The organism is Paenibacillus sp. JZ16, assembly GCF_015326965.1.
In the GTDB taxonomy this organism is placed as follows: Bacteria; Bacillota; Bacilli; order Paenibacillales; family Paenibacillaceae; genus Paenibacillus_AQ.
Genome location: NZ_CP017659.1, coordinates 5,185,360 through 5,201,102 on the forward strand (window position 1 = coordinate 5,185,360; position 15,743 = coordinate 5,201,102).

Consider the following 15,743-nt stretch of genomic DNA (forward strand, 5'->3'; position numbering starts at 1 on the left):
ATGATGTCAGTATATCAAATTCAGGTAAAATTCACTATGGTTTCATTTGAACACGAGTAGATCTTATCTGAAAAGGAACGGGACTCGCGAAAGGGAACCTCGCTGCTGCAAAGTGTGTTGACTCAAAAGGGCCGATCTTGACCAGGGAGGACTCTGCGATTGGTGAAAGAAATAATAAAATCCCGCTCGAATGAGCAGGATTTTATTATATTACTTCAACAGGTCTTTAATGACGTTCAGGATTGCGACGTCTCAGACCTACGAGGCCGGCAAGACCGAGCAAACCGAGCCAGCCCCAGTCTGTATCGTTGTCATTGCCTACAGCATTCGTGTTATAGCCGTTTGTGTTCACGTTATTGGTTCTCATATCGTTTGAATTCATGTTGTTGTTGTTTTCTGCAAAAGCAGGAACCGCAAGAATCAAAGCAATACTAATACCGGCTAAAAATGTGGCGAGGATTTTCTTCACGATTTGAACTCCTTTCCGTAATAATGTTGATTATTTAGCGGGACAGGTACCAGAATTATGGTGCCCTTTACGGATATTATTATTCGTTACTGAACAACGAAGGACATCCTCATCGTTATAGCGGAAATACGGATATGAACAGGGCTAAACAGTAATCGCATCTTCGATAGTTCTTGTTTTTATAAAATATGTCCTTGACTATTACCTCTTGCCTTTGCGTTATCAGACGCCCTTACATACTATGTATTATTCCAATGTGGAAGGGGTAGGGAAAAATGAGTGGATACGAAGGTTCTGGGTATGGAAGTAGTATTGGTGTTATTCTCGTTCTCTTTATTCTACTTGTAATTATACTGCGTACTTGGGGATTTTAAGTAAATACCTTGTATAAGGACCCACTTGCGTGAATGGAATGTTCCAGAATTATATTTGAAGGCATCCAGACAAATCTGGGTGCCTTTTCCATAACACAGTGCAATAAGGAAGAGGGTTCTTTTGTCGATCGTTTCATGATTTCATTTCATAGATTAGTAGTCCAATCATTCTCGCAGATGCTGCATATAATGCAATATCTTCTGTGAAGGGAGGATTTCTTATGAAAAAACATCATCATAAGGTTAAAGTTATCGTCCTCAAACCTGGGCAAAAAATCATCGTAAAGTGTAAAAAGCATAAGAAGAATCACGCATAAAAAGTCTGTAATGCAGTGGTGAACCTTAACAAAGGTTCACCACTATCCATAGAGCTACAACTTGAGAATGAAATGGAATTGACTATCTGCCGCTTTTCCGTTGATAGGATGTAATAACCGTTGATAAAGGCGAGAAGGTGTGTGGGGGCTCGCTATTATGCTTGGAGAGAGGGATCATAGCAGAACAATCAGAATTCCAGCCACGAATAAAATGGATCCGAGGACCAGCAGAAGAAGCCCACTCGATTTAATATATTGAATGTAGTCCGAACTTGGCTCAGACTCATACTTTACTTTCCAGATTCTATATAAGGAACCCCAAGTGGGTTTGCGTATTCTCAATACACCACGTACCAAAAAAACGACAGCAAACAAGATAAGCACAAATCCAGATATATTAACCAGCTCCTCACCAAAAGCCCAATGAAAATAGTTAATCCGAGTAATACATATTACAAGCTAAATAGGTGGATAACTCCACCAGATCTACAGTCATCCGGATTGCTATTTCGTCGGATTTCCGAATATTAATAGACCAAGCCAGATATGAATGGCATCGACGAACATAGAGACTGTATCTAGGCCATCCAATATAGGCTTAAGCAAACACCGAATGTACCAGATTGGAGTATCTTATATATTATACTCGTCCTTGCAGTAGGACTTACAGTTGCTTGCCTAATATAAGCGTGCCCAAGCATTGGTGGAAGGAATTGCTGCAGTTGCCTTCGCTGTAATGGAACACCGGGCTATTCAACAACCTACAAAGGCGGTGAATGATCGTGAAAAAGGTTTGGATTGACGCAGGGCATGGCGGGAAGGATTCCGGAGCAACCGGAAATGGCCTGCAGGAGAAAGACGTCGTGTTAGCGGTGTCTCTTGCTGTGAAGAAACGATTGGAAGCTGATTATGGCGATGTCCAAGTACTACTCTCCCGGTCTTCAGATGTGTTCCTTGAATTGGCTGAACGGACTCATAAGGCAAACGCTGCTGGCGCAGATATCCTAGTTAGCATCCATTGTAACGCGGGTGGAGGTGCAGGGGGCTTTGAGTCATATCGATATACCTCGGCAAGCTCCGGTTCGGTAAAATTGCAGAACGTTATGCATACGGAGGTCATGAATGCCATTAAAACCTTCGGAGTCATCGATCGGGGGCAGAAGGCCGCTAACTTGCATATGGTCCGTGAATCTAAAATGCCTGCCGTCTTAACCGAAAACTTGTTTATCGATGTCGCGGCAGATGCAGCTAAGCTTAAACGGCAGGATGTAATAGATTCTATTGCGATCGGGCATGTGAATGGCATTGCTAAATATTTGGGGCTTCAGAAGAAAGAGGGGGCTGGTACAGTGGAGGATAAGGTACATGTCGTCGTCAACGGAAAGCAGATCGCGGATGGCAAGCTTGAGAATGGCGTGACCTATGTGCCGCTTCGGGCCATCGGTGAAGCATTAGGCGCCAGAGTGAGCTGGGATAATAAGACCAAGACGGCTACAGTTACGACCGAATAAACACCTGATTATTTGGAGATAGGAAGTATGGTTCTCCTCCATGGATATGCAAACCTCCACTTGTTGGGGGTGTGCAAAAGAGCAGTGCTATTTGTGCCCCATCGAACAATTTATGTCCCTTTAATCCTAATTTAAGCTTCCATTAATATTCGGAGCTTATGATATAAGCACCCCTTAAAAAATATATCAGAAGCCCCTCTAACATCGGTTAGAGGGGCTTCTTTGGTTGTCTTCCCTCATCTGAGGCAAAGCCCAGGCCTTAGGATGAGCTATTTACAATCCCAGCCATTTCGTGATATAAGCCGATACGGCTAATTCCTGGAAATCCTGCCAGCTGCGAAATGGGGTATGTTCAACGATAAACGGGTTAATCGTATGTCCTTGTATGAATTCGTCAAACTCTTCATCTGTGCTTCCCTCATAACCTGCGGCTTTCAGCAAGTGACCGATTGAAGAAAACTTGGTATGTCTTTGAATAAATGATTCCGAGAACAATTCTTCCACGGGCACTTCTTGTTTCATGTCCGAGAGCCTTGCGGCATTTTCGCGAATTTCTGATAGCTTCTCTTCATCCAGTCCGTCTAATCCACTGATCCCAGTATTCATTATGCCCACCTCCAAAAAGTTGCACGTCACTCTATTATACATATACGAGTATGCTGAATTATCGGATTCGCTTTTTTTTGAAGCAGGTATTGACTTGCTATTTTTATATAAAGGGAGAAGGTTTAGTACATATTTATAATTATTCTTTACCTAGGAATGACGGTCGATATCATGTAGACTGGTAATGATTTACTGCCGCCACACCTTGCTTTATGGGGGATGGAGGTCCGTACATACTTGCTTGCATATGGGGGTGGGCACTGTGCCCAAACAAGAAAAGGTTTCAATGTCATGGCTGCTGCGGTATTTGAAACCGGTAAAAGGACGGTTAATACTGCTGCTCGTGTTGCTGTTGACGTCGACGGGCTTGCAGCTTTTGAATCCGCAAATTGTCAAACGATTTATTGACACGGCAGCCGAAGGCGGGGTTATAGCCGCGCTGATTCAGCTGGCGGGATTGTTTCTGGTCGTGGCTGTTTTTAACCAGCTGATAACCGTGGCTGTCAGCTATATGGGGAACGATATTTCATGGCGAGCGACAAACCGACTTCGCGGCGATCTCTTGAAGCATTGCTTGCGGCTGGATATGCGATTTCATAATGTCAAAACGCCCGGCGAGATGATCGAGCGGGTGGACGGCGACGTGACGAATATTTCGAACTTCTTCGCGATGTTCATCGTGCAGGTTATCGGAAGTTTTGTGCTGCTCGCCGGCATACTAGGATTTATGTTTACGGTCAATCTGCCGATCGCGATCGTCATGACGGTGTTTACGCTGCTGTCCATTTTGTTCATGGTGTTCATCCGGAATATGGGCGTCAATTCTTCGAAGAATGAACGCGAAGCCAGCGCTTCGCTGTTCGGGTTAATTGAGGAACGCATCGCCGGCATTGAGGATGTACAGGCGAACGGCAATGTGCCGTATGTGATGAATCGGTTTCACCGGATGATGCGCACCGTGTTTCTGAAAGGGAGAAAAGCCTGGATGCTCCGCGTTGTCCCTTGGAATACCACGGTGATTCTGTTTGCCCTTGCGGTTACCGCTGTCCTGTTACTAGGGGTTCGCTATTATCTGATCGGTGAAATTACGCTGGGGACCCTGTTCTTAATCTACCAGTATACGCAGATGCTGAATGATCCGATCGAGATGCTGGGTGACCAAGTGCAGGAGTTCCAAAAAGCAAAATCCGGCATGCTGCGCTCCAGAGAGTTGTTGTCCAACAAGAGCGAGATTGTGGACGGAGAGCAAGAGGAGCTTCCGGAAGGGGCGCTCGGTTTGGAATTTGAAGGCGTCAGCTTCAGTTATAACGAAGATAAACCGGTGTTAAAAGACATCAACTTTGAAGTCAAACCAGGCGAACGCCTGGGCATTATCGGTCGTACCGGCAGCGGAAAGTCGAGTCTCAGCCGTATTCTGCTTCGACTGTATAACATCGACAGCGGCGTGATCCGCGTTGGGGGGACCGATATCACGAAGCTGAAGCTGCCTGCGCTTTACCGCCGGGTGGGGATGGTCACACAGGATGTGCAGCTGTTCGATGGCTCGCTGCGTGACAACCTGACGTTGTTTGATCACGGCGTGTCGGATGCATTCATTCTGGAAACGACGGAGCGTTTGGGGCTTCGGCAATGGATCGATGCGCAGCCGGAAGGCCTGGATACGCATCTGACAGCAGGCGGAGCTTCGCTGTCCGCGGGAGAAGCTCAGCTATTCGCTTTAACCCGGGTATTTTTGACGCAACCAAGCTTGGTGATTCTGGATGAACCGTCTTCACGTCTGGATGCCGCAACGGAAACGATGCTGCAGGTAGCCGTGGATCAGCTGATGAGCAGCTGTACGGGCATCATCATCGCGCACCGGCTGGCTACGCTGGAGCAGGTGGATAAAATTATGGTGCTGGGTGACGGGCGAATTATGGAATTCGGCGCACGGGAAGCACTTGCGTTAGATCCGGCATCACATTATGCCAGACTGCTGAGCACAGGCAGAGAGGAGGAACTGGCATGACCATCACGGGTTTTATAGGACGCCTCTTTCGATTCAGGCCTTCATTATTTTTAATCAACGGTCTGCTGTGGTGCATATTTCATTCCTTGCCGCTATTGATCGGACTGGGGATGCAGTGGTTTTTTGACCGGGCGACGGCCAGTTCCACGGATTATGTATGGCTGGCGGTGCCCTTGATCTTTATTGCCGTTGTAAGGGTTGCGCGGGTAGGGACGTTCTTTGCGGCCTTCTATCAATGGGTAACGTATATTTATCACATTCAGGCCATTCTGCGCACGAACATGCTGGCCGGGATTATGCGCTGGCCGGGGCGTAATTTGCCAGCTTCTCCAGGGGAGGCGATGAGCCGCTTCCGCGATGACGTGGATGAAGTTGTGGAATACGTGGAATCCTGGGTGGATTTCTGGGGACGTCTCGTTTTTGCCCTCGTATCCGTTGTCATTATGGCGAGCATTAACTGGAAGATCATGCTGGTGGCCGTGCTGCCGCTCGTGGTGGTCACGCTCCTGAACAATCTGTCCGGCAACCGCGCGCGTCGTTACGGCCTAAAGAACCGGGAAGCTACAGGGCGCATAACCAGCTTTATCGCGGAAACCTTCGGTGCGGTTCAAGCCTTGAAGCTTGGGCAGGCCGAGGATCATGTACATGAGCGCTTTATGAAGCTGAACGAAGACCGCCGGCAGGCAGCGCTGAAGGATAATCTGTTCAAACAATGGATGCGATCCTTGAATCAGCATGTGCTTAGCATCTGTACGGGACTGATTCTGCTGATGTGCGCAGCTGAAATGCAGGCCGGGCATTTTACCGTCGGGGACTTTGCTTTGTTCACGTCTTACCTGGCCAATATCGGCTTCAGCATTTCCTTATTCGGTTATATGGTATTTCAGCACAAGCGGCTGAAGGTTTCCTTTGACCGGATGCGCTCGCTGTTTCGCCCTGGTGAGGAAGACCGGATCATTGAGGCACGGGAAACGTATCTGAACGAAGAGCCGCCGGAACTGCCCGTCATTCACAGAGAACCAGGAGAGAAGCTGAAGGAGCTGGAAGTCAAGAATTTATCGTACCATTATCCGAATTCGGAGAATGGCATAACGGATATTAATTTCCGCCTGGAGCGCGGCAAGTTTCTGGTGGTGACCGGACGAATCGGGGCGGGGAAATCGACGCTTGTCCGGACATTGCTGGGACTGCTGCCGAAACAGGAAGGAACGATCCGCTGGAACGGGGAAGAGGTGGATCCGGCAACCTTCCTTATGCCTCCTCGGGCGGCCTATACTCCGCAGGTTCCAAGGCTGTTTAGCGATCCCTTGAGAGAGAACATCGTGCAAGGGAAGAAAGAGCGGACCGAGGAAGCTCTGGAACGGGCTGTTCGGCTGGCGGTCATGGAGAAGGATATCGAGAATCTGGATCAGGGACTGGAGACGTTTGTCGGTCCGAGAGGCGTTATGCTGTCGGGGGGACAAATCCAGCGGGCGGCTACGGCACGCATGCTGATCACGGGCGCGGATTTATTCATTTTTGATGATCTGTCCAGCGCGTTGGACGTGGAGACGGAGCAGCAGGTATGGGATGGGTTGTCAAGGAGCAGGGCGTCACTTGCATCGCGGTATCGCATCGGAGGGCAGCTCTTTCGAAAGCCGATCATATCATCGTCATGAAGGATGGGCGGATCGAAGCGGAGGGCAGCTTGACGGAGCTGCTCGCCACGAGCGAAGAGATGCAGCTGTTATGGCAGGGCGAGCAGTCCGCTGTCGAGGCTCAGGCCCCCGCAGAGGATGAAGCTGAAGTTAGTAAGGTATAACATCAAGTTTGGTTTGGAATTGGGGATGTAAGAACAGGTTTCGACAGGTTTAGATAGGTTTAGAGCAGGGCAGCTTCCGTTGGTGTGGAGGCTGCCTTTTTTTGTATAATATTTATGGGAAATAATGGGTCGGCATTCAGATGTATAAGGGAGAGAGATCTATATGAAGAATCGCAAATTCTTGGTAACGTTCGGTTATAACCTGGACCATAGCAATATCGATTACCTTGTGTCCGATCGCCTGTCCCGCCATAAGGGCTGGATTCAGAAGGATTACTTTGATCCGGTGCTGCACACAGGGGCTGCGTTTATTCTAAACTACCAGATCATCGACACGAATGCTGCCAGAGTCTCGCAGCGCTATTACTTGGATGATTACCACGTCACGGAAGCCAAGCTGCAAGGCTTTCTTTACTCGCTAAACAAGCTGAAGGGTACGCATGTGTTGTGCAATCCCAGGGTACAAGGACATCACTGGACCGTTATTGATGGGCACGAGTACAGCTGTTATGCCTATCAGACACTGGATGGAAGGGATCTGCGCTTCTTGCAGTACGAAGAGGATTCAGAAGAAGCTTCTCTTAAGAAGGGGGGGCCCCGGATTCCTACCTAGCCTTTCCCTCTGATTGCAGTCAAGAAGAGAAGGATCGGCGGCTGACCGACTGGATCATCGGAATTACTGAAGCGGGTAGGCAGCAGCCTTAAGTGTCACCGCCATTCATGATGGATACTCACTGCGTATTTCCACCACCGGGAGCAACGTAATTCGTTGCTGCGTCTGCATATCGTCAAACCTATCGTAAATTCCGTTTCGCTTATTCTATTATTTTACTTGCGAGAATAAGGATATAAATACAAGCCGATCGATAGGCTCGGGGAATAGGATGTAGAAGATGAATGGAAAGGGTGGGTTTACCATGGAATGGAGCGTCATTTTTCAATTGATCGACCCGCGGCTCTTCATGGTCGTTGCTGCCTGTTGGGTAATCGGATATGTGCTGAAGCAAACGCCGAAGGTTCCGAATTGGAGCATTGTATATTTGGTTATGGTCGTATCGATTCTGTTCACAACCGGCTTGATCGGCTGGAGCGTGGAAAATATCATTCAAGGCATACTTGCAGGGGCGTTTGCGGTATTCGGCCATCAGGCCGTTAAACAAACGGCAGAGGCGATTGCGACTAGAAAGAAGTAAGAACGGCTGAACGGCCCGGGATGATTTTTGCCTAAACCGAACTTTACCTGGCAGTCTGCCGCTTGAACCTGTTACTCTTAAGTCCATAAGATGATTTAAGGGAGCGTGAAGATTTGCAGAGAAAAACGTTGACGGTTGAGGCCCTGCCTGGATTTGAGCCGGAGATCGGCCGCTGGATATGGGGACTTGAGGATGTGCGGCGAACGATATTGAAACGGCTGGAAGGGATTCGGTATGAGCAGTTGAACCATAGGGCGGACGGTCGGCAGTCGATCGGTTCGTTGTTGTACCATATTGCTTATATTGAAGCGGACTGGCTATACGCTGAGGTGCTTGAATCCGATTGGGATCCGAAAATAAAGGTCAGCTTTCCGTGGGACCACCGTACCGAAGATAACCGTCTTTCTGAAGTCCCGGATCAGTCACTGGATGAACACCTTCACCGTATGCAGAAGGTACGTCATGAACTGCTTACCCACTTCAAAAGCATGGACCTCTCGGACTGGAGGAAGGTCAGACAACTGGAACCTTACGATGTAACACCGGAATGGGTCATCTATCATCTGATTGAGCATGAGTCCCACCATCGGGGACAGATATTTCAGCTGTTAAGAGAATTAGAGCAATCTTAAAGAATCGAAAGTCCACTCCGATGAGAGTTTTGGCCTTCGCGGCTAAAGAAAGAGCTTTTTGAGGCTGCTGCTATTCACGTTCATATTCCCCGGGCAGGGAGCTTTCCTTGCTCTTTTTTTGTATACCCTGCAACGATCCAGATGTCAAAACGTAATAAGCATATAAAGAGCACGGTATCGGAGGAGATATGATGAATAATGAATTTTACGTCGGGTGGGGAACGCTGGCATTAATCAATGCGGGTTTGGCTCAAGGGAAAAATAGAACGGATTAAACTGGTTTCTGCTATCCTTATTGCTAGGCCCGCTGGCAACCCTGATTCTTGTCCTGTCAGCTAAAAGGTAATCTGAATAATTAAAGAGCCGCCTCCCGGCATGGGAAGCGGCCTTTATCGGTTTACATCCGTTGAAACATAGCGGTGTCACGGCTGTAGTGCGTCAGATAACCTGTCTCTTCGTTGCGGATGCGGACGACATCCGGTGTGTAGCATTCAATGTAACCCCGCTCGATCTCCACGTATACGCTTGCGGGATCCTCTTCCCATACGGAAACCACCGTTTCCGATAAGGCGGCCGCGAAAAAATGGATGTCTTGCGATAGGTACCGGCTATTGCGGTCTGTATTCATTTATTTCATATCCCCTTGATGGTTAGAATCAGATAAAATGCGGTCTACTAGCTCGTTCATTCCCTTCCAGGAATCCTTCAGAATAAATTCATGCTGAATATGCGCGTTCCACGGACGCGGAATCAGAATGGTTTGTTTTCCGGCTTTTCTGGCGGCAATCGCATTATGGGGACCATCGTCAATCAGAAGATCAAATTCCACTAAATCCTTGCGTTTGGCCACGAAAAAATTCTCGAACGGAATAAAAGGCATATGCCGCTGCAGCCATCTCCATTTCTCGGGCACCGAGGAGGGGCGGGCTGCGGTAACAACAATGACGTCATAATCATGCGTCATTCTGTGGACTTCGTCAATCGTATATTCATCAAATAGTTCAAGTTCTTCATATAAACCCGGCTTTCCGAAGAAAAACTCCTCCGAGCATTCAGGATGCCAGATTTGGTGCAGGTTATAATCGGTAATCTGATCCAGCGTCAGCTGAGGATCCTTGTACTGCAGATTGTGATAATGAATGGCCTTGGGTATGAGATGGCAGATGGTATCATCCATATCGATGGCGACTATTTTTTTGCTCATATCGTCATTACTCTCCTGTTAATCATGAATTCTAAGAAACGATGATGTTCCGTAAATTGTAAGGGACAGGATGCTTGTTGGCAAACCGGAATCAAAAATGGGAGGGAGTAACATTTTCTTTCTCCTGACTCATTATAAACTAAGTATAGCATTAATGCGGCAACAACCTTCCTGATATTTCGCGGTTACGGGAATAACTTAATAAAGCCTTCATCCATTATGACAGTACATGTCATGATTACCCTTTTATAATAAGAACACTACAGGGTACAAGGGAGGAACGGCCATGGTGCAAGAATATATCAACATTCGTGGAGCTAGAGAGAATAACCTGAAGAATGTGACGCTGCAAATTCCTAAACGAAAAATCACGGTCTTTACCGGCGTATCCGGGTCGGGCAAATCGTCCATCGTGTTCGATACCATCAGCTCGGAAGCTCAGCGGTTGCTGAATGAGACGTTTACCGCTTTTGTCCGCAACCGACTTCCACGGCACAGTCAGCCGGACGTCGATTCGATCGAGAACTTGTCGACGGCCATCGTCATCGACCAGAAGCGTCTGGGGGGCAATTCGCGATCCACGCTAGGGACGATTACGGATCTGTACGCCATACTCCGTCTGTTGTTTTCCAGGGTGGGACAGCCATTTGTGGGATATTCCAACGTCTTTTCTTTTAACGATCCACAAGGCATGTGTCCGGAATGTCAGGGAATCGGCAGGAAGGTTGAGCTGGATCTTAATAAACTGCTGGATACAAGCAAGTCTTTGAATGAGGGAGCGGTCCGATTCCCTATTTTCTCCGTAGATAGCTGGTATATGAAGAATTACACCATGTCCGGTTTCTTTGATAACGACAAGAAGCTGGCCGACTATTCCGAAGCGGAATGGGATCTCTTTCTGTACGGCAAGGAGGGGAAGGTGACGTTCCCGTCCAAGGGAGGACCGGTACAGTCCGACTTCGAAGGTCTCGTGTTGAAGTTTAACCGGCTTTATATTCAGAGAGACAGCAGTGAATTGTCGGAACGCACCTTGAATCACGTCAAAAATTTTATTACGCATGGCACATGCCCTTTATGCAAGGGGACGCGGCTTAGTCAAGCAGCATTAAGCTGCAGGATCAACGGCTATAATATCGCCGATTGTGCGGCTATGGAGATCGGGGAGTTAAGAGAGGTCATCCTGAATATCAAAGTGCCCGTGGCTGCCAGTATGGTGGCCAGCTTGGCCGAGCGGCTGCGGCACTTGATGGATATGGGGCTGGATTACCTGACGCTGAATCGGGAGACGACCACGCTCTCCGGGGGCGAGTCGCAGCGGGTGAAGATGGTTAGGCATCTGGGCAGCAGCCTGACGGATATGATGTATGTTTTTGATGAGCCTAGCGTGGGTCTGCATCCACGGGATGTTCACCGGCTGAACGACATGCTCAGGAAGCTTCGCGACAAGGGCAACACGGTGCTGGTCGTGGAGCATGACCGTGACGTGATTGAAATTGCCGACCATGTGGTGGACGTGGGGCCGAATGCCGGTACCCGGGGAGGGGAAATTGTCTTCGAGGGCACGGTTGAGCAGCTGTGCAGCCAAGATTCTACGTTAACCGGGCAGTATATGAAACGTTTCATGCCGATGAAAGAACAGTTCCGGGTACCGACAGGACAGATGCGGATTGCCAATGCCAATCATCATAATCTGAACAATGTAACGGTGGATATCCCGGAAGGCGTGTTGACCGTGATCACGGGCGTAGCGGGGTCAGGCAAGAGCTCGCTGATTCATCACGCCTTCCTGTCCCAGCATCCCGAGGCTGTCGTCATCGACCAGTCTGCCGTCAGCACCTCGATCCGTTCCAATCCTGCTACCTATACGGGCATCATGGATGACATCCGGAGTTTGTTCGCCAAAGCTAACGATCAGAGTCCATCCCTGTTCAGCTTCAATTCCAAAGGGGCCTGCCCCGACTGCCACGGGCTTGGTTTCATCTATACGGACCTGGCGTTCATGGAAGGCATCAAGTCTCCGTGCGACACCTGTGACGGCAGGCGCTTTAAGGATGATGTACTGCAGTATAAGCTCCATGGAAAAATGATTACCGATGTGCTGGATATGACCGTGCTGCAGGCGCTCGATTTTTTCGAGAAAAAAGAAATCAGGCGGCGGCTGGAGGCTTTGCACGATGTGGGCCTGCACTATCTGACCCTCGGACAGCCGCTAAGCACTCTGTCCGGGGGCGAAAGCCAGCGCATCAAGCTGGCCAGCGAGCTGCACAAGCAGGGAAAGATCTACGTGATGGACGAGCCGACGACCGGACTGCATATGTCGGATGTCGGGCATTTGCTGGACATGATGAATCGGCTCGTTGATAATGGCAGCTCGGTGATCGTGATCGAGCACAATCTGGATGTGATCCGTCAGGCGGACTGGATCATTGATCTCGGACCCGAGGGCGGCAGCAGGGGAGGCAGGGTCATGTTCGAAGGAACGCCTGCTGAACTGATCACGGCGGAACAATCGCTGACTGCGAAGTATGTACGGGGTTAGCGGGAATCCAAGGGGGCGAAGGCCGGTTCTTACCGGAGTCTGACCGAACCCATGCAGTATGTAACATGGGAGCAGGGAGGATTCGCTTTTCGTAGTTTTATAATGGACTTGCCAAAGGCCATGCCGCATACCCCCGCGGCATGGCTATTCTATGGTTGTTAGGCTTATAAGATCGCTTAAACGGCAATACTGTATGCTGCGACAGACCAAGTTGGTTAATGATGCGTGTAACGACTCGGTCTGCATTTCTAAATAAGCAGCATCTTTATTGTAAACGGGGGATACGACAATGCAGAAAGTATGGTGGAAAGAAGCCGTTGCTTACGAAATCTATCCGCGCAGCTTTATGGATTCGAATGAAGACGGCATCGGGGATCTGCAAGGGGTTATATCCCGCCTGGATTATTTGAAGGATCTCGGGATTGATGTTATATGGGTATGCCCCATCTATCGTTCGTCCAATAACGACAACGGTTACGATATCAGCGATTATCAGGATATTATGACGGAGTTCGGGTCCATGGCCGACTTCGATCAGCTGCTGGCCGAAATCCATAACCGCGGCATGCGGCTTATTATGGATCTGGTGCTCAATCATACCTCGGATGAACATCCGTGGTTTATTGAATCCCGTTCCTCAAGGACCAATTCGAAGCGGGATTACTATATCTGGCGGAATGCGAGGGATGGAGCGGAGCCGAACAATTGGGAATCCGTATTCACCGGCTCCGCTTGGGAATATGACGAGTTAACGGATCAATATTATCTCCATCTCTATTCCAAGAAGCAGCCTGATTTAAACATGGAGAATCCGGCGGTCAGGGATGATCTGGTCAAGATGATCCGTTGGTGGCTGGATAAAGGGATTGACGGTTTCCGCGTGGATGCGATTACCCATATTAAGAAGCTTCCGGGTTTGCCGGATATGCCGAATCCGAATCACCTTCGTTATGTCGACTCGAATCCCGGACATCGGAATATCGCGGGCATCCATGAATTTCTTCAGCAATTCAAACGCGAGGCGTTCGCTCATTATGACATTATGACGGTTGGCGAAGCGAGCGGCATTCCGATAGCGGAAGCAGACCGCTGGATCGGGGAAGAGAACGGGTCGCTGAACATGATTTTTCAATTTGAGCATGTCAATCTTGATTTCGGACTGGAAGGACGCTGGGATTATGCGGTCTGGGACTTGGCCGAATTGAAGCAGATCATGCATAAATGGCAGACGGGCCTTGAAGGCGTGGGCTGGAATGCCCTCTATATGGAGAATCACGATCAGCCGCGGTCCGTATCCCGTTTTGGCGATCCGGTCCATTATCATAAGGAATCGTCTAAGATGCTGGCTACTTTTTTTATGCTGATGCAGGGGACGCCGTTTATTTATCAGGGACAGGAAATCGGAATGACGAATGTCGAGTTTGCAGAGCTGAGTGATTATCGGGACGTGGAGATCTACAATTATTATCGCGAGCGGCTTCTGGACGGGAAAGACGTGTCCGAGACGATGCGTAGAATCGCGTACCGGGCTAGGGACAATGCAAGAACGCCGATGCAGTGGGATGACACGCTCTATGGCGGCTTCTCAACGGTTGTGCCGTGGATCCGCTGCAATCCGAATTATCATGAAATCAACGTAGAGCAGCAGCTAACCGATCCCGACTCCATTCTGAATTACTATAAAGCCTTGATCCGACTGCGCAAATCCAGTGAGGCGCTGATCTACGGAAAATATGAAGCCGTGCTTAAAGAGCATTCAGAAATTTTCGCCTATTCCAGATCGCTCGGGAACGAGACGTACTTGATTGTTCTCAACTTTTATAGCGGAACACCGGATTTTCAGTTCCCGGCGGAATGGAGTGAGCATCAACCGGAAGTTGTACTCTCGAATTACGAGCGCTCGGACCGAAGCTTCGACGAATTCGCGCTACACCCTTATGAAGCGATAGTTTATCGTGTAAACTAAGTGGGTAAGCGATTTCTTGAGATGAGAGGTGAAAGCAGCTTGTCACAATTCAATATGATGTCTGCCGCCGTTCTTGATCGCCCGTTATCCATCGGGGTGAAGCAGGTTCCCATTCCCGAGCCGAAGCCGGATGAAGCCTTGATTCAGGTATACTGCATCGGCATATGCGGCTCGGACGTGCATTACTATGAGCATGGACGGATTGGCAGGTATGAGGTGAAGGAACCGCTGATTCTGGGGCATGAGCTTGCCGGCGTTGTGGTAAGGACGGGGGAGAAGGTAAGAAATGTCTCCGTTGGTGACCGCGTGGCCGTGGAACCGGGCGTAACGTGCGGGCGCTGCTCTTATTGTAAAAGCGGACGTTACAACCTGTGTCCGGATGTTGTATTTATGGCAACCCCGCCGGTTGACGGAGCTTGGGCCGAATACGTTGCGGTGCGAAGCGACTTCCTGTTCCGGCTGCCGGATGAAATGTCCTTTGAGGAAGGCGCTTTGCTTGAACCGCTGTCCGTAGGACTCCATGCCGTACGACGGGGGCGTATCCGGCCAGAGGACCGGGTGCTCGTGCTCGGACTGGGGCCGATTGGCTTGCTTGCCATGGAGGCGGCCAAAATGTCCGGAGCCTCTCAGGTATATGGCAGCGACGTCGTGGAATACCGGCGTGATCTGGCCCTGCAGATGGGAGCCTCCGGCGTGATCAATCCGATGGGCGAATCCGTTTCGCAGCGATTGAACGAACTGACGGACGGCAATGGCATTGATCTTATTATTGAAACGTCGGGCAACGCCGGGGCCATCGCGGATTCGATCGGATATGTGAACCGGGGAGGCCGGATCGTGTTTGTAGGTCTGCCCACAAAGGATGCGATCCCGGTGGATATTGGCGCTTTGGTTGACGCCGAGCTGGATGTATACGGCGTGTTCCGCTACGCAAACACGTACCCGGCGGCTATTCAGATGCTGCAAAACAAGGCCAGCCGCATACGCGACATCATCACCCACCAATTTTCCTTGGATCAGATCGAGGAAGCCGTAGAGCTTGCTCGCACGCACAAGGACACCAGCGTAAAAGTCATGATCTATCCTCATCCAAACGCTTAAGGTTGTTCGCGGCCTGGAGAGT

Annotated in this window: 14 protein-coding genes and 1 pseudogene; 10 read left to right on the forward strand and 5 right to left on the reverse strand. The window is 49.5% G+C overall.

What is annotated here, in order from left to right; translation table 11 throughout:
- Nucleotides 1-226: 226 nt before the first annotated feature.
- Nucleotides 227-469 carry a WGxxGxxG family protein gene (locus BJP58_RS23360; RefSeq protein WP_194540773.1) on the reverse strand — a complete coding sequence of 81 codons (243 nt, stop codon included), beginning with the start codon at nucleotides 467-469 and terminating at the stop codon, nucleotides 227-229.
- 275 nt (nucleotides 470-744) lie between these two features.
- Here BJP58_RS23360 and BJP58_RS23365 point away from each other — a divergent pair, with 275 nt between their 5' ends.
- Complete coding sequence (locus tag BJP58_RS23365; protein WP_074961926.1) at nucleotides 745-843, forward strand: YjcZ family sporulation protein; 99 nt, start codon at nucleotides 745-747, stop codon at nucleotides 841-843.
- A gap of 491 nt (nucleotides 844-1,334) precedes the next feature.
- Here BJP58_RS23365 and BJP58_RS34280 read toward each other — a convergent pair whose 3' ends face one another.
- The gene (locus BJP58_RS34280) at nucleotides 1,335-1,544 is read right to left on the reverse strand and encodes a DUF6199 family natural product biosynthesis protein (protein WP_442953938.1); all 210 of its coding nucleotides are present in this window, start codon (nucleotides 1,542-1,544) and stop codon (nucleotides 1,335-1,337) included.
- A gap of 398 nt (nucleotides 1,545-1,942) precedes the next feature.
- On the opposite strand from BJP58_RS34280, the gene BJP58_RS23370 reads away from it, so the two are divergent.
- Nucleotides 1,943-2,671, forward strand: a complete 729-nt coding sequence (locus tag BJP58_RS23370; RefSeq protein ID WP_194540774.1) for an N-acetylmuramoyl-L-alanine amidase — start codon at nucleotides 1,943-1,945, stop codon at nucleotides 2,669-2,671.
- 273 nt (nucleotides 2,672-2,944) lie between these two features.
- On the opposite strand, the gene BJP58_RS23375 is transcribed toward BJP58_RS23370, so the two are convergent.
- Nucleotides 2,945-3,277 (reverse strand): hypothetical protein, encoded by a 333-nt coding sequence (locus BJP58_RS23375; RefSeq protein WP_071222114.1) that lies wholly within the window; start codon nucleotides 3,275-3,277, stop codon nucleotides 2,945-2,947.
- Nucleotides 3,278-3,539: 262 nt separating this feature from the next.
- Here BJP58_RS23375 and BJP58_RS23380 point away from each other — a divergent pair, with 262 nt between their 5' ends.
- The 5 genes and pseudogenes from BJP58_RS23380 to BJP58_RS23400 all read left to right on the forward strand — a co-directional run bounded on the left by BJP58_RS23380 (nucleotide 3,540) and on the right by BJP58_RS23400 (nucleotide 8,911).
- A complete protein-coding gene (locus BJP58_RS23380; protein WP_194540775.1) occupies nucleotides 3,540-5,285 on the forward strand; it encodes an ABC transporter ATP-binding protein in 1,746 nt (581 codons plus the stop codon).
- Nucleotides 5,282-7,086: pseudogene (locus tag BJP58_RS23385) on the forward strand (ABC transporter ATP-binding protein). The gene BJP58_RS23380 and the pseudogene BJP58_RS23385 overlap by 4 nt, the downstream one beginning before the upstream one ends.
- 163 nt (nucleotides 7,087-7,249) lie before the next feature.
- On the forward strand, nucleotides 7,250-7,699 hold the full coding sequence (locus BJP58_RS23390; protein WP_233354737.1) for a hypothetical protein: 450 nt from the start codon (nucleotides 7,250-7,252) through the stop codon (nucleotides 7,697-7,699).
- A 280-nt stretch (nucleotides 7,700-7,979) separates the two neighbouring features.
- On the forward strand, nucleotides 7,980-8,279 hold the full coding sequence (locus BJP58_RS23395; RefSeq protein ID WP_071222109.1) for a phage holin family protein: 300 nt from the start codon (nucleotides 7,980-7,982) through the stop codon (nucleotides 8,277-8,279).
- A 113-nt stretch (nucleotides 8,280-8,392) separates the two neighbouring features.
- Nucleotides 8,393-8,911: a DinB family protein gene (locus tag BJP58_RS23400; RefSeq protein ID WP_194540776.1), complete on the forward strand. Its 519-nt coding sequence runs from the start codon at nucleotides 8,393-8,395 to the stop codon at nucleotides 8,909-8,911.
- Nucleotides 8,912-9,308: 397 nt separating this feature from the next.
- On the opposite strand, the gene BJP58_RS23405 is transcribed toward BJP58_RS23400, so the two are convergent.
- Nucleotides 9,309-9,539, reverse strand: a complete 231-nt coding sequence (locus BJP58_RS23405; protein WP_071222107.1) for a hypothetical protein — start codon at nucleotides 9,537-9,539, stop codon at nucleotides 9,309-9,311.
- The gene (locus tag BJP58_RS23410; RefSeq protein WP_071222106.1) at nucleotides 9,540-10,115 is read right to left on the reverse strand and encodes a 5' nucleotidase, NT5C type; all 576 of its coding nucleotides are present in this window, start codon (nucleotides 10,113-10,115) and stop codon (nucleotides 9,540-9,542) included.
- A 286-nt stretch (nucleotides 10,116-10,401) separates the two neighbouring features.
- On the opposite strand from BJP58_RS23410, the gene BJP58_RS23415 reads away from it, so the two are divergent.
- The 3 genes from BJP58_RS23415 to BJP58_RS23425 all read left to right on the forward strand — a co-directional run bounded on the left by BJP58_RS23415 (nucleotide 10,402) and on the right by BJP58_RS23425 (nucleotide 15,721).
- The gene (locus tag BJP58_RS23415; RefSeq protein WP_194540777.1) at nucleotides 10,402-12,654 is read left to right on the forward strand and encodes an ATP-binding cassette domain-containing protein; all 2,253 of its coding nucleotides are present in this window, start codon (nucleotides 10,402-10,404) and stop codon (nucleotides 12,652-12,654) included.
- A 289-nt stretch (nucleotides 12,655-12,943) separates the two neighbouring features.
- Complete coding sequence (locus BJP58_RS23420) at nucleotides 12,944-14,620, forward strand: glycoside hydrolase family 13 protein (protein ID WP_194540778.1); 1,677 nt, start codon at nucleotides 12,944-12,946, stop codon at nucleotides 14,618-14,620.
- 39 nt (nucleotides 14,621-14,659) lie between these two features.
- Nucleotides 14,660-15,721 carry an NAD(P)-dependent alcohol dehydrogenase gene (locus BJP58_RS23425; protein ID WP_194540779.1) on the forward strand — a complete coding sequence of 354 codons (1,062 nt, stop codon included), beginning with the start codon at nucleotides 14,660-14,662 and terminating at the stop codon, nucleotides 15,719-15,721.
- Nucleotides 15,722-15,743: the final 22 nt, after the last annotated feature.